We start from the raw sequence: 19795 nt of genomic DNA, 5'->3' as shown, positions 1-19795 counted from the left end.
CGCTCAGCTGCATCTCGGCGGGATTCGCAAGCAGTGCGACGTGGCAGAGGCCCGGCGGGATGCACCGCGCGGAATCCGCGACCGGCCCCGCGCGTTCGGCTGCGTGAGCGCTTCCGAGGAATAGGTAGGTTTGACCGCATGGACACCTGGGCCCCGACCGACGTCCCCGCACTGGACGGCAGCGGACCGCCGCTGCGGCTGCACGACACCGCCACCGGTCGGGTACGACCCACGGCGCCGGGCCCGGTCGCCACGATGTACGTGTGCGGGATCACCCCCTACGACGCGACGCACCTCGGCCACGCGGCCACCTACCTGGCGTTCGACCTGGTGAACCGGCTCTGGCGGGACCTGGGGCACGACGTGCACTACGTCCAGAACGTCACCGACATCGACGAGCCGCTGCTGGAGCGCGCCGAGCGCGACCAGGACGACTGGGTGGTGCTGGGCCTGCGCGAGACGGCGCTGTTCCGGGAGGACATGGAGGCGCTGCGGGTGCTGCCGCCCCGGCAGTTCGTGGGCGCGGTCGAGGCGATCCCGGAGATCGCCGAGCTGGTCGAGAAGCTGGTGGCCGCCGGTGCGGCGTACCGGATCGACGACGCCGAGTACCCGGACGTCTACCACGACGTCACCGCGACCGGGCACTTCGGCTACGAGTCGAACTACGACCTCGACACCATGCTGCAGTTCTCCCGGGAGCGCGGCGGTGACCCGGACCGGCCCGGCAAGCGCAACCGGCTCGACCCGCTGCTGTGGCGGATGGCGCGCCCCGGCGAGCCGTCCTGGGAGTCCGGGCTGGGCCGCGGGCGCCCGGGCTGGCACGTCGAGTGTGCCGCGATCGGGCTGAACCGGCTCGGCCCGCAGATCGACGTCAACGGCGGCGGCTCCGACCTGATCTTCCCGCACCACGAGTGCGGGGCGCTGCACACCGAGTCGCTGACCGGGGAGCACCCGTTCGCCCGGCACTACGTGCACACCGGGATGATCGGGCTCGACGGCGAGAAGATGTCGAAGTCCAAGGGCAACCTGGTCTTCGTGTCCAAGCTGCGGGGCTCGGGCGTGGACCCGAACGTCATCCGGGTCGCGCTGCTCGACGGGCACTACCGCGCCGACCGGTCGTGGACCGACGAGGTGCACGCGCTGGGGGAGAAGCGGGTCGCCCGCTGGCGGGAGGCCGTGGGGCTCGACGCCGGCCCGGACGCCGCCGCCCTGGTGACGAAGCTGCGCACGCACCTGGCCGACGACCTGGACACCCCCGGTGCCCTGGCCGCGGTGGACGCGTGGGCCGACGAGGCGCTGACCCGCCGCGGCACCGACGCGGACGCCCCACGGCTGGCCCGCACCGCCCTGGACGCCCTGCTGGGCGTCCAGCTCTGAGCCGTTCGACGCCCGGCCCCGGCCTGCGGGACGCCCGCCCGGCGCCGGTCACGGCCGCAGCACGACCGTGCCGGCCGTGCGGCCCCGCTCCAGGTCGGCGTGTGCGCGGGCGGCGTCGGCCAGCGGGTACTCGGCACCGACCAGGGGGCGCAACTGCCCGGCGGCCGCCAGCGCGAGCACCTCGCGGGCCCGCCGGGGCACCTCGGCGCCCAGGTCGGCGAGCTGAGCCGGCCCGACCGTCGTGAGCCGCCGGGACCGCTCCTCGCACGGCCCCAGCTCCGGTGCCGGGCCGCCCGCGGTGCCGAACGAGCTGTACCGGCCGCCGTCGGCGACCAACCAGGCCGCCGCCCGCCCGGCCGTCCCGCCGACGCCGTCGAACACCACCGCGGGGCCGTGCGGCACCAGCGCGTGCACCTCGGCCACCCAGCCGGGCCGGGCGTGGTCGACGACGTGCTCCGCGCCCAGCGCGCGGACCCGGTCGTGGCGGTCCGCGCCGCGGACGGCGCCGATCACCCGTCCACCCGCCGATGCCACCAGCTGCACGAGCAGGCTCCCCGGCCCGCACCCGGCCGGCAGCACCAGCACGTGCTCGCCGCGCCGCACGGGGGTGCGTTCCAGCAGTCCGAGCGCGGTGGCCCCGTCGTCGAGCAGCGCCGCCGCGGCACCGGAACCGACCCCGTCCGGGACGGTGACCAGCTCGGACGCCGGCACCACGACCCGCTCGGCGTACCCGCCGCCTGCGGCCCGGGCCGCGACCCGGCGGCCGCGCAGCGCCGGGTCCACCCCGGTGCCGATCCCGGCGACCGTCCCGGTGACGGCGCCGCCCGGCACGTACGGCGGGGCGGCGGCGAGGTGCGGCGGCCCCTGACCGCGCCGGACGGCGGTGTCGACCCGCGACACGCCGGCGGCGGCCACCTCGACGAGCACCTCGCCGTCCCCCGGGACCGGGTCGGCCACGTCCCGGAGCACGAGCACCTCGGGCCCGCCGAACCGGTCCACCACGATCGCCTGCATCGCCCGACACCTCCCGTACCCGACGAGGGTCCGACCTGAACGCCGGTCGAGGTCAAGCGCGCCGGCCGGCGTCCACCGCCAGCACCGCGGGCACCCCCGCGACCAGCAACCCGGCCGGCACGAGGAACGCGGCCAGCGGATCGGCGTGGTAGACGGGGGTCAGCGCCACCGGGGCCGCCGCCGTCCCCCCGAACCGCACCGCCTGCACCACCGACACCGCGCCGCCGCTGTTGGGCCCGCCCGAGCCCAGGACCAGCGCGTTCACCCCCACCAGGACCAGCTGGCTGCACACCCCGCCCAGCGCCCAGAACCCGACGACCGGCCCCAGCACCGGCACGACCCCGATCAGCGCGACGAGCACCCCGCCACCGGCTGCGCCCACGAGCACGCACCACCGCGCCCCGAGCCGGTCGACCGCCCCGCCGATCAGCCGAGCGGTGAGGATCCCGGCGAGACCGAGCGCGGTCAGCACCAGCCCGCGCTCGCCCGCGCCCAGCCCGAAGACCTCCTCCAGCCGCAGCGCGAGCAGGAAGTTCAGCCCGGACAGGCAGCCCCAGCCCAGCGCGGCGACGACGCCGAGCCGCAGCACCGGCCCGGTCCAGGCCGACCGCAGCCGCGGGGGACCGCCGGTGCGCGCCGGGGCCGCCCCGCCCGGGATGCCGATCACCCCGAGGAGCAGTGCCACGGCGGCCGCCCCGGCGAACGACAGCCGCCAGTCGACCTCCGCGGCCAGCCCGCCGACCAGCGGAGCCGACGTCTGCCCGGCCGCCTGCAGCGACCCGAACCAGCCCAGCGCGCGGCCCAGCCGGTCCGGTTCCACCGAGGCGGCCAGCGCGGCGAGCAGCAGGGGAGTGGTGAACGCGTTCGCGACGCCCTGCAGGGCGCGCCCGGCGAGGAACACCGCCCAGGACGCGGCCAGCACGCAGGCCAGCGACGCGACGACGTAGACGGCGTACCCGGCGACGACGGTCCGCGCCCGACCCCACCGCTCACCGAGCGTGCCGGAGACCAGCATCACCGCCGCGAACGGCAGCAGGTAGGCGGTCAGCGAGACCGACGCGGTCGCCGTGGGCACGCCGAAGCCGGTGCCCAGCTCCGGCAGCATCGCGGCGGTCATCCCCCCGCCGAACGGCCCGAGGAAGGCACCGGCGAACAGCGCACCCCGGCGGATCACGGCGCGCGGTACCGGGGCGTCAGGAGTTCGGGCCGCGACGGCGCAGGTAGCGCTCGAAGTCGGCCGCGATCGTGTCCCCCGAGGTCTCCCGCAGCTGGCTGCGAGTGCCCTCGGCGTCGGACTCGGAGGCCTGCTCCTCGAGCTGGCGCACGTACTCGCGCACCTCGTCGTCGGCGTCGGCCATCTCCGAGACCGTCCGCTCCCACTCCTCGGCCTTCTCCGGGAGCGCCCCGAGCGGCACCTCGACGTCGAGCGCCTCCTCGATCCGGTGCAGCAGCGCGACGGCCGCCTTCGGGACCTGGGTCTGCGACACGTAGTGCGGCACCTCGGCCCAGTACGACACCGCGGGCAGCCCGGCCTGCACGCAGGCCTGCTGGAACACCGCGACGATGCCGGTGGGTCCCTCGTAGCTGGCCGGCTCGGTGCCCATCTCCTTGAGCGACTCGGCGTCCCACGAGGTGCCGTTCACGGGGGTGGGGCGAGTGTGCGGCACCTCGGTGAGCAACGCACCCAACGTGATGACCTTCGTCACGCCCAGCCGCTCGGCGTGACCGAGAAGTTCGCCACAGAACGACCGCCACCGCAGGTTCGGTTCGATGCCGTTCACCAGGACGACGTGCCGGCCGGTCCCGGGCAGCGCCGCCCACGACAGCCGGGTGGTCTGCCACTCGATCCGGCGGGTCACCCCGCCGGCGAGCTTCACGTGCGGCCGCGTGACCTGGAAGTCGTAGTATTCCTCGGGGTCGATCGAGGTCAACGGCTCGGCGTCCCAGCTGAGCTCCAGGTGCTCCAGCGCGGTGCTCGCGGCCTCCCCGGCGTCGTTCCAGCCCTCGAACGCGGCGATGAGGACCGGCTCGACGAGGGTGGGGACGTCGCCGCCGCCCGTGGTGCTCGGCTCTCGGTCGGTCATCGCTCCAGACTACGACCCGGACGCTCGCGGAACCCGGTGCACATCCCGGCGGACGGTAGCCTGATCCTCCGTGTCATCAACGACGGGAGCGGATCACTCGGTGAGCACCTCTTCGGACGGCGACATTCAGACCCAGATGGACCCGGAACGGGTCCGGACCGCGGAACGGAAGACGCAGCAGCTGAAGGACCTGCTCGGTACCCGCATCGGCGTCATCGACGGCGCGTGGGGGACCGTGATCCAGGGCCTCGGCCTGTCCGCCGACGACTACCGGGCGGACTGGCTGGAAGGTCACCACAAGGACACCACCGGTGACCCGGACCTGCTGAACCTCACCCGGCCGGACCTGATCCTGCAGGCGCACCGCGACTACTTCGACGCGGGTGCGGACCTGACCACGACCAACACCTTCACCGCCACCTCGATCGGCCAGGCCGACTACGGCCTGGAGGCCAAGGTGCGCGAGATGAACGTCGCGGCCGCGAAGCTGGCCCGCCAGGCGGCCGACGAGGCCGAGGCGGCCCGCGGGGAGCCGCGGTGGGTGGCCGGGTCGATCGGCCCGCTGAACGTGACGCTCTCGCTGTCGCCGAAGGTGGAGGACCCCGCCTACCGTGCGGTGACCTACCAGGAGGTCTACGACTCCTACGCCGAGCAGATCGCCGCGCTCGACGAGGGCGGCGTCGACGTCCTGCTGATCGAGACGATCTTCGACACGCTGAACTCGAAGGCGGCGCTGCAGGCCGCGCACGACGTCGCGCCGCACCTGCCGATCTGGATCTCGGTGACGATCGTCGACCGGTCCGGGCGCACCCTGTCCGGGCAGACCGTCGACGCGTTCTGGACCTCGATCCGGCACGCCGACCCGCTGGTCGTGGGCCTGAACTGCGCGCTGGGCGCCGACGAGATGCGCCCGCACGCCGCGGCGCTGGCCGAGATCAGCGACACCTTCGTCGCCACCTACCCGAACGCCGGGCTGCCGAACGCCTTCGGCGGCTACGACGAGACGCCCGAGCAGACCGCGCAGTACCTGCGCGAGTTCGCCGAGGCCGGGCTGGTGAACCTGGTCGGCGGGTGCTGCGGCACCGGCCCGGAGCACATCCGGCACATCGCCGCCCAGGTGAAGGACCTCCCGCCGCGGACCCCGGCCGAGCCGGCCGCGCGCACCCGGTTCTCCGGCCTCGAGCGGTTCGAGATCGGCCCGGACACCGGCTTCGTGATGATCGGCGAGCGGACCAACGTGACCGGGTCCAAGCGGTTCCGCCGGCTCATCGAGTCCAAGGACTACGCCGGGGCGCTGGACGTCGCGCTCGACATGGTGCGCGGCGGCGCGAACATGCTCGACGTCAACATGGACGCCGACCTCCTCGAGTCCGCCGACGAGATGCGGACGTTCCTCAACCTGCTCGCCACCGAGCCGGAGGTCGCCCGGCTGCCGATCATGATCGACAGCTCGCGCTGGGGTGTCATCGAGGCGGGCCTGCAGTGCGTGCAGGGCAAGGGCGTCGTGAACTCGATCAGCCTCAAGGAGGGCGAGGAGCCCTTCCTGCGGCAGGCCCGCACCGTCCGGGCCTACGGCGCCGGCGTGGTCGTCATGGCGTTCGACGAGGTCGGCCAGGCCGACACCACCGACCGCAAGGTCGAGATCTGCGGGCGTGCCTACGACCTGCTCGTCCACGAGGCGGGCTTCCCGCCCGAGGACATCATCTTCGACCCGAACATCCTCGCCATCGCCACCGGCATGGAGGAGCACAACGACTACGCCAAGAACTTCATCGAGGCCTGCCCGCGGATCAAGGAGCGCTGCCCCGGCGCGCACATCTCCGGCGGTGTCTCGAACCTGTCGTTCGCGTTCCGCGGGAACAACGTCGTGCGCGAGGCGATGGACTCGGCGTTCCTGTTCCACGCGATCAAGGCCGGCCTCGACATGGGCATCGTCAACGCCGGGCAGCTGGCCGTCTACCAGGACATCGACCCCGAACTGCTCGAGATGGTCGAGGACGTCCTGTTCAACCGGCGGCCGGACGCCACCGACCGGCTGGTGGAGAACGCCGAGCGGTTCAAGGGCGAGGGCACCCAGCGCAAGGTCGACCTGAGCTGGCGGGAGAACGACGTCCGCGAGCGCATCTCGCACGCGCTGGTGCACGGCATCGTCGACTACATCGAGGACGACACCGAGGAGGCCCGCCAGCAGGCCACCCGGCCGCTCGACGTGATCGAGGGCCCGCTGATGGACGGCATGAAGATCGTCGGCGACCTGTTCGGCGACGGGAAGATGTTCCTGCCGCAGGTCGTGAAGTCCGCCCGCGTGATGAAGCGCGCGGTCGCCTACCTCGAGCCCTTCATGGAGAAGGAGAAGGAGGAGGCGAAGGCCCGCGGCGAGATCCAGTCCGAGCGGGGCAACGGCAAGGTCGTCATGGCCACGGTCAAGGGCGACGTCCACGACATCGGCAAGAACATCGTCGGTGTCGTGCTCGGCTGCAACAGCTACGAGGTCGTCGACCTGGGCGTGATGGTCCCGGCGCAGACGATCCTGGACACCGCGGTGGCCGAGAACGCCGATGTCATCGGCCTGTCCGGGCTCATCACGCCGTCGCTGGACGAGATGGTCGGCGTCGCCGCGGAGATGGAGCGGCGCGGGCTGAAGCTGCCGCTGCTGATCGGCGGCGCGACGACGTCCCGCCAGCACACCGCGGTCAAGATCGCCCCCGCCTACCAGGGCAACGTGGTGCACGTGCTCGACGCGTCCCGGGTCGTCGGGGTGGTCTCCGACCTGCTCGACGACGACCGCGCCGAGGCACTCGCCAAGACCAACGCCGAGGACCAGGAGCGGCTGCGCGAGCAGCACGCCGGCCGCGAGTCGAAGCCGCTGCTGCCGTTCGAGGAGGCGAAGGCCAACTTCGAGCGGGTCGGGTTCGAGGACCTGCCGGTCCCGTCGTTCACCGGGGTGCGGCAGTGCACCCCGACGATCGCCGAGCTGCGCGAGCTGATCGACTGGCAGTTCCTGTTCCTGGCCTGGGAGCTCAAGGGCAAGTACCCGCAGATCCTGGACTCGCCGGTCGCCCGCGAGCTCTACGACGACGCCAACGCGATGCTCGACGAGATCATCGCGAACGACCGGTTCACCGCCCGCGGCGTGTACGGGTTCTGGCCGGCGCACGCCGACGGCGAGGACATCGTCGTGCGCACCGAGGCCGGTGACCAGCGGCTCCCGATGCTGCGCCAGCAGACCGAGAAGCCGATGGGCCGGGCCAACCGCAGCCTCGTCGACTACGTCGCCCCGGAGGGCGACCACCTGGGCGCGTTCGCGGTGTCCATCCACGGCGCCGAGGCCATGGCCGAGGAGTACGAGGACGCGCTCGACGACTACCGGGCGATCATGGTGAAGGCGCTGGCGGACCGGCTCGCGGAGGCGTTCGCCGAGTACGCGCACCGCGACGCCCGCCGCGAGTGGTTCGAGCCCGGCGCCGACCAGCCGCTCGAGGAGCTGCTCGCGGAGAAGTTCCGCGGCATCCGACCGGCGTTCGGCTACCCGGCGTGCCCCGACCACACGCTCAAGCGGCCGCTGTTCGACCTGCTGGGCGCGGAGGAGACCGGGGTCGGCCTGACCGAGTCGTACGCGATGACCCCGGCCGCCGCGGTCAGCGGGATGATCTTCGCGAACCCGGAGTCGCGGTACTTCACCGTCGGCCGGATCGGGCTCGACCAGGTCACCGACTACGCCCGGCGGCTGGACCGCGACGTCGCCGAGGTCGAGAAGTGGCTGCGGCCCAACCTGGGGTACACCCCCGATGCCTGAGCTGCGCGGTGTCCTGCTCGACATGGACGGCACGCTGATCGACTCCGAGAAGGTGTGGGAGGTCGCGCTCAACGACCTCATGAAGCACCTCGGGGCCGACCCGCTGTCCACCGAGGCCCGCCGCGAGTCGGTGGGCGGGTCGCTCGACTCGAGCCTGCGGATCTGCTTCCGGGAGGCCGGCCGGGACCCGGACACGGTCCCGGCCGCCGAGTACGTCGAGACCGGGGCGTGGTTCTACGACCGCGCCGGGGAGCTGTTCGGCCAGGGCGTGGACTGGCGGCCCGGGGCCCGGGAGCTGCTCGGCGCGCTGCACGCCGAGGGCGTACCCGCCGCGCTGGTCACCAACACCATCCGGGTGCTGGCGGAGCGGGCGCTGGACACCCTGGGCCGCGGGCACTTCGCCGCCGTCGTCACCGGGGACGAGGTCACCGCGACCAAGCCGGCACCGGACCCGTACCGGCGCGGCGCGGAGCTGCTCGGGGTGGACCCGGCGGACTGCGTCGCGGTGGAGGACTCGCCGACCGGCGCGCTCTCCGCCGAGCGCGCCGGTTGCGCGGTGCTGGTGGTGCCGTGCGAGCTGGAGGTGCCGGCCGGCCCGCGGCGGGTCCTCCGCGACACCCTCACCGGGATGACGCCGGCGGGCCTGGCGGAGGTGCTGGAGGTGGTCCGGGGCCGGTGACACGCCCGCGCCGGCGTGCGAGCGGTCCGTCGTCGACGACGAGCGGCGGCTCGTGCGCCGGTTGGTCACACCGGGTGAACCATCCGGCGCGGTCCGTGGCCCGCACGGCTCCGCACCCCGGGTGGGAGATGGTGCGGTCCCGGTCACCGTTCACACTGGTGGCGAAAGGGGCGATGCAGGTGAAGACATTCGACGGGTTGTTCGCCGAGCTGCAGGCCAAGGCCACGGAGCGGCCGGCCGGCTCGGGGACCGTCGCCGCGCTGGACGCCGGGGTGCACGCCCAGGGCAAGAAGGTGCTGGAGGAGGCGGGCGAGGTCTGGCTCGCCGCCGAGTACCAGGGGGACGACGAGCTGGCCGAGGAGATCTCGCAGTTGCTCTACCGGCTGCAGGTGATCATGATTCAGCGCGGGCTCACCCTCGAGGACGTCTACAAGCACCTGTAGGCCCGACCGACCGAGATCTCGACGACCAGTTTCAGGAGAAGCGTCATGCTCCGCGTGGCACTGCCGAACAAGGGCACGCTGGCCGAGCCCGCCGCCACGATGATGCGGGAGGCCGGGTACCGCCAGCGGACCGACTCGCGTGACCTCAGCGTCGTCGACGAGGAGAACGAGATCGAGTTCTTCTACCTGCGGCCCAAGGACATCGCGACCTACGTCGGGAAGGGCGACCTGCACCTCGGCGTGACCGGCTTCGACCTGATGGAGGAGTCCGGGAGCCAGACCCAGCAGGTCCTGCCGCTGGGCTTCGGGCGGTCCCGCTTCCACTTCGCCGGCCCGGCCGAGGCCGACTGGAAGCTCGAGGACCTCGACGGCCGCAAGATCGCCACCTCGTACCCGCGGCTGGTCCGCTCGTTCCTGTCCGGGAAGCGGATCGGCGCGGAGATCGTCAAGCTGGACGGCGCCGTCGAGATCTCCATCCAGCTCGGCCTGGCCGACGCGATCGCCGACGTCGTCTCCTCCGGCCGCACCCTGCGCCAGCACGGGCTGCAGATCATCGGGGAGCCGATCGCGACCTCGCAGGCGACGCTGATCGAGCGCGAGAAGCGCCCGGACCGCGTGGAGGAGGGCGACATCACGGCGGTGAAGAAGGTGTTCGCCGACCGCCTCCAGGGCGTCGTGCTGGCCCGCGAGTACCTGATGATGGACTTCGACTGCCCCGAGTCGCTGCTGCCCGACGTGGAGAAGATCGCCCCCGGGCTGCAGGCCCCCACCGTGTCGCCGCTGCGCAAGGACGGCTGGGTCGCGGTCCGCACGATGGTGAAGGCCAAGGACACCAACCTGGTCATGGACCGGCTCGCCAAGATCGGCGCGACGGCGATCCTGACCTCCGAGATCCGGTCCTGCCGCGCGATGTCGGTCAACGGCCACGGCGAGGTCTGAGCGTCCGTTCCCCACCTACGGCGGCCCGCACCCGGCAGGACCGGGAGGCGGGCCGCCGTCGTCCGTGCCGCCCGGGTCACCGGCTCCGGACGGTGAGCGCCTGCGCGATCCGGCCGGTGTGCCCGGCCTCGTCGAACAGCGTGGCCGCGCAGGTGCCGAGCCCGTCCGGGCCGACCACGGTGGCGGCGTCGACGCCGATCCACTCGCCGGCGGGCGCGCGGTGCAGGTGCACGGTCAGCTCGGTGTTGACGAACAGCCAGTCCCGCACGTCCAGCGGGGCGGCGATCCCGTTCGCGCAGTCCGCCGCGACCATCAGCCGCTGCAGCGGCGCCGGCTGCTCGCCCTCGACGAGCGGGACCCGCATCCGGACCCAGGCCCGGGCCGGGCCGAGGTCGCCCAGCTCGACGCCGTCCAGCCAGGACCACTCGACGGCGTCGAGGAAGCCGGGCAGCCAGCCGTGCGGCCGCTCGGCGCGGACCGTCCCGGCGTCCGGGCCGGGCAGTGCCGCGACCGTCTCCCGGGCCGCGACCGCGGTGTCGGAGGCGGCGAGCCGCCAGGCCCGGGCGCGCAGCACGTCCCGCCCGCCGGCCCGCATCGTCGCCGCCAGCAGCTCGATGGTCCGCCCGGGCCGCTCCACCTGCGCGGTCACCGTCACCGGCCCGGCGGGCACCATCCCGAGCACCTCGACGGTGACCCGGGCGATCCGGGCGCCGGCACCGCCCGGCAGCCGCTCCAGCGCCCGGGCGAGCAGCGCCGACGGCGGCCCCATGTGCTGGGCGTCGGCGTACCACGGGCCGGTGGTCGACGGCGTCGCCTCGAACTCGCCGACCGCCGTGCCGGAGGCGTCGGTGTGCTCGCCGCGGGGCAGGTAGAACGGGCCGGGCGGGATCGGGGGCGGGGGAGTCACGCACGCGATCATGCCGGTACCGTCCTCGCCCGTGCACGACCAGCCCGGCCCTGCGGCCCCCGCCCCCCGCCCCGACGACGCCGGGGACGCCGCCGGATGGGAGCCACCACGCCGGGGCGGACCGTTCCGGGCCGGCGACCGGGTCCAGCTGACCGACCCGAAGGGGCGGCGCTACACGGTCGTGCTGGAGAAGGGCGGTTCCTACCACACCCACCGCGGCCAGATCGCGCACGACGACCTCATCGGCGCCCCCGAGGGCAGCCTCGTCCACTCCGCGGCCAACACCCCCTACCTGGCGCTGCGGCCGCGGCTGGCGGACTACGTGCTGTCCATGCCGCGCGGCGCACAGGTGATCTACCCCAAGGACGCCGCCCAGATCCTGATGTGGGGTGACGTCTTCCCGGGGGCCCGGGTGCTCGAGGCCGGGGCCGGGTCCGGCGCGCTGACCTGCTCGCTGCTGCAGGCTGTCGGGCCGGCCGGGCGGGTGATCTCCTACGAGATCCGCGAGGACCACGCCCCGCACGCCGCCGCCAACGTCGAGACGTTCTTCGGCGAGCGCCCCCCGCACTGGGAGCTGACCGTCGGCGACGTCCGCGAGCACCGCGGCGAGGTCGACCGGGTCGTGCTGGACATGCTCTCGCCGTGGGAGGTGCTCGACACGGTGCGGGAGAACCTCGTCCCCGGCGGGATCGTCGTCGGGTACGTGGCGACGACGACCCAGCTGTCGATGCTCACCGAGAAGCTGCGCGAGATGCAGTGCTGGACCGAGCCGGAGGCCTGGGAGGCGATCGTGCGGCCCTGGCACGTGGTGGGCCTCGCCGTCCGCCCGGAACACCGGATGATCGCGCACACCGCGTTCCTGGTCACGAGCCGCCGGCTGGCCGACGGGGTCACCCCGCCCCGGCAGCAGCGGCGCCCGACCGGCCGGTAGGACACGCCCGGGTCCGGCCGCGACGCGCCCGGGCGGAAACACGAACTTCACGAAAACCGCCCCGCGTGGACGTGGCGGTGACGGGTAAGAAGCCGCAGAGTGACCCCATGGTGCCGACCGGCTGAGGCCTGGATCACCGGTTCGCCGCACCGCCTCGGTACGCCCGTTCCGGGTACCGTGGTGAGACGGAACACGGAGGGAGGCTGCCGTGAACCACACCTACGACGACGGTCCCGGCAGGCGGGATGTCCAGTCCGACGGCGGTCGCGGCGGGTTGAGTCCCGCCGAGGCCGCCGAGCACATCCGTCATCTCGAGAACGAGATCGCGACGCTGCGCCAGCGGCTGAGCGAGACACCCCGGCACGCCCGGGTGCTGGAGCAGCGACTGGCCGAGACCACGAGCCGGCTCTCCGCGCTGAACGCCCGCAACGAGAAGCTCACCGAGACCCTCAAGGAGGCGCGCGGGCAGCTGGTCGCGCTCCGCGAGGAGGTCGACCGGCTGGCCCAGCCGCCGTCCGGGTACGGCGTCTTCCTGGGCCGCTACGACGACGAGACGGTGGACGTGTTCACCTCGGGGCGCCGGATGCGCGTGCCGGTGTCGCCCGCGGTGGAGGGCACCGAGCTGCGCAGCGGGCAGTCCGTCCGGCTGAACGAGGCGCTCACCGTGGTCGAGGCGATGGGCTTCGAGCAGGTCGGCGACCTGTACTCGCTGCGGGAGATCGTGTCGCGGCCGACCGACGACGGCACCGCAGGCCGCGGTCTGGTCGTGGGTCACTCGGACGAGGAGAAGGTCGTCTGGCTGGCGGCACCGCTGTTCGAGCTGGGGCAGGAGGAGGGCAACAGCCCGCTCAAGCCCGGCGACTCCCTCATGGTCGACTCGCGGGCGGGCTACGCCTACGAGCGGGTCGCCAAGGCCGAGGTCGAGGACCTCGTGCTGGAGGAGGTCCCGGACATCTCCTACTCCGACATCGGTGGCCTGTCCCGGCAGATCGAGCAGATCCAGGACGCGGTGGAGCTGCCGTTCCTGCACCAGGAGCTGTTCACCCAGTACGAGCTGCGGCCGCCGAAGGGCGTGCTGCTCTACGGCCCGCCCGGCTGCGGCAAGACGCTCATCGCGAAGGCCGTCGCGAACTCGCTGGCCAAGAAGATCGCCGGGCAGCGGGGCGACGACCCGGACGAGGGCCGCGCGTTCTTCCTGAACATCAAGGGCCCGGAGCTGCTCAACAAGTTCGTCGGCGAGACCGAGCGGCACATCCGGCTGATCTTCCAGCGGGCCAGGGACAAGGCCTCCGCCGGCACCCCGGTGATCGTGTTCTTCGACGAGATGGACTCGATCTTCCGGACCCGCGGCTCGGGCGTGTCCTCCGACGTCGAGACGACGATCGTGCCCCAGCTCCTCGCCGAGATCGACGGCGTCGAGGGCCTGGAGAACGTCATCGTCATCGGCGCCTCGAACCGCGAGGACATGATCGACCCGGCCATCCTGCGCCCGGGCCGGCTGGACGTGAAGATCAAGATCGAGCGTCCGGACGCCGAGGGCGCCCAGGACATCTTCTCCAAGTACATCACCGAGTCGCTGCCCATCCACGACGACGACATCGCCGAGTTCGGCGGCAGCCGCAAGGCCTGCGTCGACGGAATGATCCAGCGGATCGTCGAGCGGATGTACGACGAGTCGGAGGAGAACCGGTTCCTGGAGGTCACCTACGCCAACGGGGACAAGGAGACCCTCTACTTCAAGGACTTCAACTCCGGCGCGATGATCCAGAACATCGTCGACCGGGCCAAGAAGGCCGCGATCAAGTCGGTGCTCGAGTCCGGCCAGCCGGGCCTGCGGGTCCAGCACCTGCTGGACGCGATCGTCGACGAGTTCGCCGAGAACGAGGACCTGCCCAACACCACCAACCCGGACGACTGGGCCCGGATCTCGGGCAAGAAGGGCGAGCGGATCGTCTACATCCGCACGCTGGTCTCCGGCAAGAACGACACCACCGGCCGCGCCATCGACACGGCCTCGAACACCGGCCAGTACCTGTAGACGCCGGCCGGACACGGGTGGGCCCCGCCGCGATCTCCGCGGCGGGGCCCACCCACGTTCACGGTGTCCGCGAGCTGATCACGTCGAGGTTGCGGAACGCCGGCTCGCCGGAGGCCATCTCCTGCAGCCGCTTGGCGATCCGGGCCGTGGCGGGGTGCTCGGAGTTGCGCATGGCCTCCGCGTAGCCCGGGAACCCGACGACCTCGACGTAGGTCCCGGGGCGGTCGCGGTCGGCGGCCAGCACGTACCACTGCGCGGTGCGGTCGGCGCCGATGTCCTGCAGCCAGTCCTCGGTCAGGGCCTCGAACTCCCCGATCCGGTCCGTCCCGAACTCGATGAACTGCAGGAACGTGCCCTCGCCCGCGGTGAGCGGGGCGTCCCGCAGGCTCGCCCGGACCGCGTCGCGCAGCTCGGGCCCGTCGGTGTGCCCGTGCACGGCGACGGCGTGCTGGCAGGCGGCCGCCACGACCTCCTCCTCGCCGCCCGTGAGGGTCAGCGTGCAGCCGCTCTCGCTCGGCATGTCGCGGCAGTCGACGATCTTCCTGGACATGGCACCTCCCGGTGTGGCGGCCGGGTCCGCGACGCGTCGGCAGGTGCCGGCCCGGTGACCCGGTCGGTGCGGGCACGCTAGCGCCGCGGCGGCGGCCGGCTCGTCGCCAGGACTGGGGATCGCGTTCGGCCCGGTGTCCGATCCGTTCACGACCGCCCACGGGCGCAGCAGGGACGCTTCCGGCATGAGCACGAGCGAGACGATCGGCGCGGAGCCGGACATGATCGGGATCCTGGTGACGGACATGGCACGGTCGGTGGCGTTCTACCGGCTGCTCGGCCTGTCGTTCCCGGAGGGTGCGGAGGACTCCCCGCACGTGGAGACGACGCTGCGCGGCGGGCTGCGGCTCGCCCTGGACCTGCAGTCGACGGTGGAGTCCTTCCACCCGGGCGTCGCGCCCGGCGGGGACGGGCGGGTGAGCCTGGCGTTCCGGCTCCCGGACGCCGGCGCCGTCGACGCCGCCTGGAAGCGGATCACCGACGCCGGGTGCGGGTCGGTGCTGGAGCCGTTCGACGCCCCGTGGGGGCAGCGCTACGCCACCGTGCGCGACCCCGACGGCACGCCGCTGGACCTGTTCGCCTGGAGCTGAGCGGTCACCGCGCGGCGAGCGTGGCGGGGGAGACTCCGGCCAGGGCCCGGACCTCGCGGGACAGGTGCGGCTGATCGGCGTAGCCGCACCGGGCGGCGACCTCGGCCGGGGCGACGCCGTCCCACAGCAGGGCGCCCGCGGCCCGGAACCGCAGCACCCGGCGCGCCACGGACGGGCCGTAGCCGAGGGTGGCGACGCAGCGCCGGTGCAGCGTGCGGGCCGTGACGCCGAGCCGGTCGGCGAGCTCGGCGGCGGGCATGCCGCCGGCCAGGGCCCGCAACGCGGGTCGGGGGAGCGGGTCGGGCAGCGGGCGCCGCCCGTCCCCCTCGTCGTGGGACCGGAGCACCGCGGTGACCCGCACGAGCTGCGCGAGGTCATCCCCCGGAGGGCCCTGCGGCACGGACGGGTCGGCGCCGGTCCGCAACGCGGTGCGCAGGCGGGCCGCGTCGAGCACGTCGGCGAGCGGGACCCGCCGGTCCCGGAGCTGCGCGGCGGGCACGCCGAGCAGCGCCGGCAGCGCGCCCGGCCGGAACCGCAACCCGGTGGTCACCGCCCCCGGGGCGGTCGTCGCGAGGTGCACGCCGGTGTCCGGCCCGGCGACGACGAGGCGCCCGTCGAGCACGATGAGGTCCATGCAGCCGTCGGGGAGCACCCGCCGGGCGCCCTCCGGGCCGGAACGGCCCTCCCACGCGACCTCGACCAGGTCGCGGAGCGGCCCGGCGGGGGCGCGCTCGCGGTACCCGGACACGCCGGCCAGCCTACGACGCACCGGAGCCCCGGTCCGCGTGCGCGGACCGGGGCTCCCGGACGTGCGCGGCTCAGGAGGCGCGCAGCACGGCCTGGATCTCCAGCTCGATGCCGACCTTCTCGCTGACGACCACGCCGCCGCCGTCCATCGGCAGGCTGATGTCGACGCCGAAGTCGGAGCGGTTGATCGAGGTCGTGGCGGTGAAGCCGGCGCGGGTGCCGCCGAACGCGTCCGGGCCGAAGCCGTTGATCTCGAGCTTCAGCTCGACCGGCCGGGTGACGCCCTTGATGGTCAGGTCGCCGTTCAGGACGAAGTCGTCGCCCTTGGCCAGCAGGCCGGTCGAGGTGAAGGTCCACTCCGGGTGGTTCTCGACCTCGAAGAAGTCGGCCGAGCGGATGTGCTCGTCGCGCTGGGCGTTGCCGGTGTTGATCGAGGTGGCGTCGATGGTGGCGGTGACCCGCGAGTCCTCGACGTTCTCGGCGGTGACGATCTCGCCGGAGACCTGCTCGAAGCGGCCGCGGACCTTGCTCACCATCATGTGACGGACGACGAACGACACGTCGCTGTGGACCGGGTCGATGTCCCAGGTGCCGGGGATGTAGTTCGGGATGCTGGTGGTCATGGGGAACGCCTCCGTGAACGAGGATAGTTGAACTCTCACGTGCTGTGAGCGACGATAGAAGCAACAAGATGAACGCTCAACCATTCCGGAGGGTGCGGTGGATCACACGCGCTGGCTCGACGACGAGGAGCAGCGGACCTGGCGTGCCTTCCTCGCCGCACAGCGGCTGGTGTCGGAGAAGGTCGAACGCAGGCTGCAGACCGCGGCCGGGATGCCGCAGGCGTACTACGAGATCCTGGTCCGGCTGTCCGAGGCGCCGTGCCGCACGCTCCGGATGAGCGTGCTCGCCGACTCGGCGATGTCGTCGCGCAGCCGGGTCTCGCATGCGGTGGCCCGGATGGAGGAGGCGGGCTGGATCGTCCGGCGGGCCTGCCCCACCGACCGCCGGGGGCAGCTGGCGCAGCTGACCGAGGACGGGTGGCAGGTGCTGGTCGCGGCCGCGCCGGAGCACGTCGAGAGCGTCCGCGAGGCCGTCTTCGACGCGCTCACCCCCGACCAGCAGGCGGCACTGCGGGACGCGGCCGAGGCCATCGTGGCGCACCTGTCCGACCGGCCGGAATGGCCCGTGACGGGTGACTCGGGACCGGACGGCCCGGATCCGGCCCGCGCATCCTAGGCTGAGCGGCATGCCTCATTTCGACGTCGTCGTGCTCGGTGCCGGACCCGGTGGATACGTAGCGGCCATTCGTGCCGCGCAGCTCGGCCGCAGTGTGGCGGTGATCGAGGAGAAGTACTGGGGCGGTGTCTGCCTCAACGTGGGCTGCATCCCCTCGAAGGCGCTGCTGCGCAACGCGGAGCTCGCGCACATCGTCACCCAGGAGCAGAAGACCTTCGGCTTCTCCGGTGACGTGTCGCTGGACTACGGGGTCGCCTTCGACCGCAGTCGTACCGTCGCGGACGGCCGGGTCAAGGGCGTCCACTTCCTCATGAAGAAGAACAAGATCACCGAGTTCGACGGGTTCGGCCGCTTCACCCGGCCCGGCGAGATCGAGGTCGAGCTGTCCAAGGGCGGCAACGAGACCGTCACCTACGACGACGTGATCATCGCGGCCGGTTCCACGGTCAAGCTGCTGCCGGGCACCTCGCTGTCCGAGCGCGTGGTGACCTACGAGGAGCAGATCCTCACCCGCGAGCTGCCGAAGAGCGTCATCATCGCCGGCGCCGGCGCGATCGGCGTCGAGTTCGCCTACGTGCTGGCCAACTACGGCGTCGACGTCACGATCGTCGAGTACCTGGACCGGCTCCTCCCGCTGGAGGACGCCGACGTGTCCAAGGAGCTGCTCAAGCGCTACAAGAAGCTCGGGGTGACCGTCCGGACCTCCACCAAGGTGGAGTCGATCGTCGACGACGGCTCGGGCGTGACCGTCACCGTGTCCACGGCCAAGGGCACCGAGGAGCTGCGTGCCGACAAGGTCGTGCAGGCGATCGGGTTCGCCCCGCGGGTGGACGGCTACGGCCTGGACAAGCTGGGCGTCGAGCTGACCGAGCGCGGCGCCATCAAGATCGACGACTACATGCGCACCAGCGTGGACCACGTCTACGCGATCGGTGACGTCACCGCGCAGCTGATGCTCGCGCACGTGGCCGAGGCGCAGGGCGTCGTCGCCGCCGAGACCCTGGCCGGCGCCGAGACCCAGGAGCTGGACTACAAGATGATGCCGCGGGCGACCTTCTGCAACCCGCAGGTCGCGTCGTTCGGCTACACCGAGGCCGAGGCCCGCGAGCTCGCCGACGAGCGCGGCTGGAAGGTCAACGTCGCGACCTTCCCGTTCACCGCGAACGGCAAGGCGCACGGCATGGCCGAGCCGAACGGCTTCATCAAGCTCATCGCCGACGACACCTACGGCGAGCTGCTCGGCGGGCACATCATCGGCGCGGAGGCCACCGAGCTGCTGCCGGAGCTGACCCTGGCCCAGAAGTGGGACCTGACCGTGCACGAGATGGCGCGCAACGTGCACGCCCACCCGACCCTGTCGGAGTGCCTGCAGGAGGCGATCCACGGCCTGGCCGGCCACATGATCAACCTCTGACCGGGGCCCTCCCGCCCGCCGTCGACACACTCATGGACCGAAAGCCCCGTGCGACGGGGCCTTCGGTCCATGAGTACGACCGGGGGAGCCGGGAGCGGCTCAGACGGCGCGGCGGGCGTCCGGCTCGCGGCGGGCGGTGTGCTCGCGACGCGTGGCCGGACGGCCGGCGTCCCGCGTCTCCTGACGCTCGGCCGCCAGCGCGGCCTCCACCGCGGCCTGCACGGCGGCGGTGTTGACGTCCGGGTCGATCAGCCGGGCGGCGGCGAGGGAACGGGCCGAGACCGAGATGCTGACCATGGGGCACTCCTGAACACGTGTCGCGTGGTGGGTCGTCGTACTCCGAGACCCCACGCTGGGCCTCGGGGTGTGTGTCGTCGCGCGACCCGCCGGCCGTTAACCGATCCAGGTACCGGTGTGGGTGACCTCAGTTACCCACCGGTACGCGCGCGGACGCGGCACTCTAACCCACGTCCCCGGCGAGCCAGCGACGGGCGACCCACCGGCCGTCCGGCACCCAGGGGTACTCGAGGGAGCCGAGACGCGCGCGGAGCTCGTCGAGGGTCCACCAGCCGCCCTCGGCGACCTCCGACGGCTGGTGGACGACCGGGCCGTCCCAGTACGCCTGGTAGAGGTGCACGTGCGCGCGCAGGCCGTCCGGGCCCGAGCCGGGGCCGGTGTCGATGCCCAGCGCGGCCGCGTCGAACGCCAGCGCGCCCAGTTTCTCCAGGGCCACCCCGGTGACGCCGAGCTCCTCACCGAGCTCCCGGGCGGCACACGCGTCCGGGTCCTCGCCCTCGTCGAGCACGCCGCCGGCGAAGCAGTCCCACAGCCCCGGCATGACCAGCTTCGTCGCCGTGCGCCGGTGGACGTAGAGCCGCGCGCCGTCGGTGCTGCGCAGGGCGACCGCGGTCGTCGCGTGCCAGAGCGAACGGGCGTACACCTCGCGGCGTTCGGCGGAACCGACCGGGGTGCCGGCCGCGTCGAAGACGGTCAGGCGTTCGCGTGCGGGATCGGTCACACCCACCGATGATCGCCGAGCGGGGATCCC

The 19795-nt window shown here is 72.9% G+C and carries 19 protein-coding genes; 10 read left to right on the top strand and 9 right to left on the bottom strand.

Features of this window, described 5'->3' with window-relative positions; all coding sequences use genetic code 11:
- Positions 1-138: 138 nt before the first annotated feature.
- Positions 139-1377, top strand: coding sequence for a cysteine--1-D-myo-inosityl 2-amino-2-deoxy-alpha-D-glucopyranoside ligase (gene mshC, locus H7X46_RS13560; RefSeq protein ID WP_186359746.1), 1239 nt, complete (start codon positions 139-141; stop codon positions 1375-1377).
- A gap of 48 nt (positions 1378-1425) precedes the next feature.
- Here the strand turns inward: mshC and H7X46_RS13555 are convergent, their stop codons facing one another.
- Genes H7X46_RS13555 through H7X46_RS13545 form a run of 3 tightly spaced genes read right to left on the bottom strand, consistent with a single transcriptional unit; the run spans position 1426 to position 4475 of the window.
- Positions 1426-2391, bottom strand: a complete 966-nt coding sequence (locus tag H7X46_RS13555) for a zinc-binding dehydrogenase (RefSeq protein ID WP_222131301.1) — start codon at positions 2389-2391, stop codon at positions 1426-1428.
- Positions 2392-2443: 52 nt separating this feature from the next.
- The gene (locus tag H7X46_RS13550; RefSeq protein WP_370588752.1) at positions 2444-3565 is read right to left on the bottom strand and encodes an MFS transporter; all 1122 of its coding nucleotides are present in this window, start codon (positions 3563-3565) and stop codon (positions 2444-2446) included.
- A gap of 19 nt (positions 3566-3584) precedes the next feature.
- A complete protein-coding gene (locus H7X46_RS13545; protein WP_186359745.1) occupies positions 3585-4475 on the bottom strand; it encodes a PAC2 family protein in 891 nt (296 codons plus the stop codon).
- Between the two features lie 136 nt (positions 4476-4611).
- On the opposite strand from H7X46_RS13545, the gene metH reads away from it, so the two are divergent.
- The 4 genes from metH (at position 4612) to hisG (ending at position 10332) form a co-directional block, all read left to right on the top strand.
- Positions 4612-8271 (top strand): methionine synthase, encoded by a 3660-nt coding sequence (gene metH, locus H7X46_RS13540; RefSeq protein ID WP_186362651.1) that lies wholly within the window; start codon positions 4612-4614, stop codon positions 8269-8271.
- Entirely contained in the window at positions 8264-8950 is a 687-nt protein-coding gene (locus H7X46_RS13535; RefSeq protein WP_186359744.1) for an HAD family phosphatase, read from the top strand. The genes metH and H7X46_RS13535 overlap by 8 nt, the downstream gene beginning before the upstream one ends.
- Before the next feature lie 179 nt (positions 8951-9129).
- The gene (locus H7X46_RS13530) at positions 9130-9393 is read left to right on the top strand and encodes a phosphoribosyl-ATP diphosphatase (protein WP_186362650.1); all 264 of its coding nucleotides are present in this window, start codon (positions 9130-9132) and stop codon (positions 9391-9393) included.
- A gap of 45 nt (positions 9394-9438) precedes the next feature.
- Positions 9439-10332 carry an ATP phosphoribosyltransferase gene (gene hisG / locus H7X46_RS13525; RefSeq protein ID WP_186359743.1) on the top strand — a complete coding sequence of 298 codons (894 nt, stop codon included), beginning with the start codon at positions 9439-9441 and terminating at the stop codon, positions 10330-10332.
- 76 nt (positions 10333-10408) lie between these two features.
- Here hisG and H7X46_RS13520 read toward each other — a convergent pair whose 3' ends face one another.
- On the bottom strand, positions 10409-11251 hold the full coding sequence (locus H7X46_RS13520; RefSeq protein WP_186359742.1) for a thioesterase family protein: 843 nt from the start codon (positions 11249-11251) through the stop codon (positions 10409-10411).
- Positions 11252-11270: 19 nt separating this feature from the next.
- Here H7X46_RS13520 and H7X46_RS13515 point away from each other — a divergent pair, with 19 nt between their 5' ends.
- Both H7X46_RS13515 and arc read left to right on the top strand, forming a co-directional pair.
- Positions 11271-12170 carry a tRNA (adenine-N1)-methyltransferase gene (locus H7X46_RS13515; RefSeq protein ID WP_370588751.1) on the top strand — a complete coding sequence of 300 codons (900 nt, stop codon included), beginning with the start codon at positions 11271-11273 and terminating at the stop codon, positions 12168-12170.
- A 208-nt stretch (positions 12171-12378) separates the two neighbouring features.
- On the top strand, positions 12379-14208 hold the full coding sequence (gene arc / locus H7X46_RS13510; protein WP_186359741.1) for a proteasome ATPase: 1830 nt from the start codon (positions 12379-12381) through the stop codon (positions 14206-14208).
- A 58-nt stretch (positions 14209-14266) separates the two neighbouring features.
- Here arc and H7X46_RS13505 read toward each other — a convergent pair whose 3' ends face one another.
- Positions 14267-14758 carry a DUF1059 domain-containing protein gene (locus H7X46_RS13505; RefSeq protein WP_186359740.1) on the bottom strand — a complete coding sequence of 164 codons (492 nt, stop codon included), beginning with the start codon at positions 14756-14758 and terminating at the stop codon, positions 14267-14269.
- Between the two features lie 184 nt (positions 14759-14942).
- Between H7X46_RS13505 and H7X46_RS13500 the strand changes: the two genes are divergently transcribed.
- Complete coding sequence (locus H7X46_RS13500; RefSeq protein WP_186359739.1) at positions 14943-15347, top strand: VOC family protein; 405 nt, start codon at positions 14943-14945, stop codon at positions 15345-15347.
- 4 nt (positions 15348-15351) lie between these two features.
- Here H7X46_RS13500 and H7X46_RS30645 read toward each other — a convergent pair whose 3' ends face one another.
- Together H7X46_RS30645 and H7X46_RS13490 are read right to left on the bottom strand one after the other, a co-directional pair.
- Positions 15352-16095 carry a helix-turn-helix domain-containing protein gene (locus H7X46_RS30645; RefSeq protein WP_186359738.1) on the bottom strand — a complete coding sequence of 248 codons (744 nt, stop codon included), beginning with the start codon at positions 16093-16095 and terminating at the stop codon, positions 15352-15354.
- A 70-nt stretch (positions 16096-16165) separates the two neighbouring features.
- A complete protein-coding gene (locus tag H7X46_RS13490) occupies positions 16166-16717 on the bottom strand; it encodes a YceI family protein (protein WP_186359737.1) in 552 nt (183 codons plus the stop codon).
- 97 nt (positions 16718-16814) lie between these two features.
- On the opposite strand from H7X46_RS13490, the gene H7X46_RS13485 reads away from it, so the two are divergent.
- Positions 16815-17333 (top strand): MarR family transcriptional regulator, encoded by a 519-nt coding sequence (locus tag H7X46_RS13485; RefSeq protein WP_186359736.1) that lies wholly within the window; start codon positions 16815-16817, stop codon positions 17331-17333.
- A gap of 10 nt (positions 17334-17343) precedes the next feature.
- A complete protein-coding gene (gene lpdA, locus H7X46_RS13480) occupies positions 17344-18747 on the top strand; it encodes a dihydrolipoyl dehydrogenase (protein WP_186359735.1) in 1404 nt (467 codons plus the stop codon).
- A 99-nt stretch (positions 18748-18846) separates the two neighbouring features.
- Here lpdA and H7X46_RS13475 read toward each other — a convergent pair whose 3' ends face one another.
- Together H7X46_RS13475 and H7X46_RS13470 are read right to left on the bottom strand one after the other, a co-directional pair.
- Positions 18847-19044: a hypothetical protein gene (locus tag H7X46_RS13475; RefSeq protein ID WP_186359734.1), complete on the bottom strand. Its 198-nt coding sequence runs from the start codon at positions 19042-19044 to the stop codon at positions 18847-18849.
- 163 nt (positions 19045-19207) lie between these two features.
- Entirely contained in the window at positions 19208-19765 is a 558-nt protein-coding gene (locus H7X46_RS13470) for an NUDIX domain-containing protein (protein ID WP_370588750.1), read from the bottom strand.
- Between the last annotated feature and the right edge of the window lie 30 nt (positions 19766-19795).

It is taken from the genome of Pseudonocardia sp. C8 (genome assembly GCF_014267175.1).
Lineage (GTDB): Bacteria > Actinomycetota > Actinomycetes > Mycobacteriales > Pseudonocardiaceae > Pseudonocardia.
The sequence above is the reverse complement of the archived record's forward strand: the minus strand, read 5'-3'. Positions and strand labels throughout refer to the sequence as shown.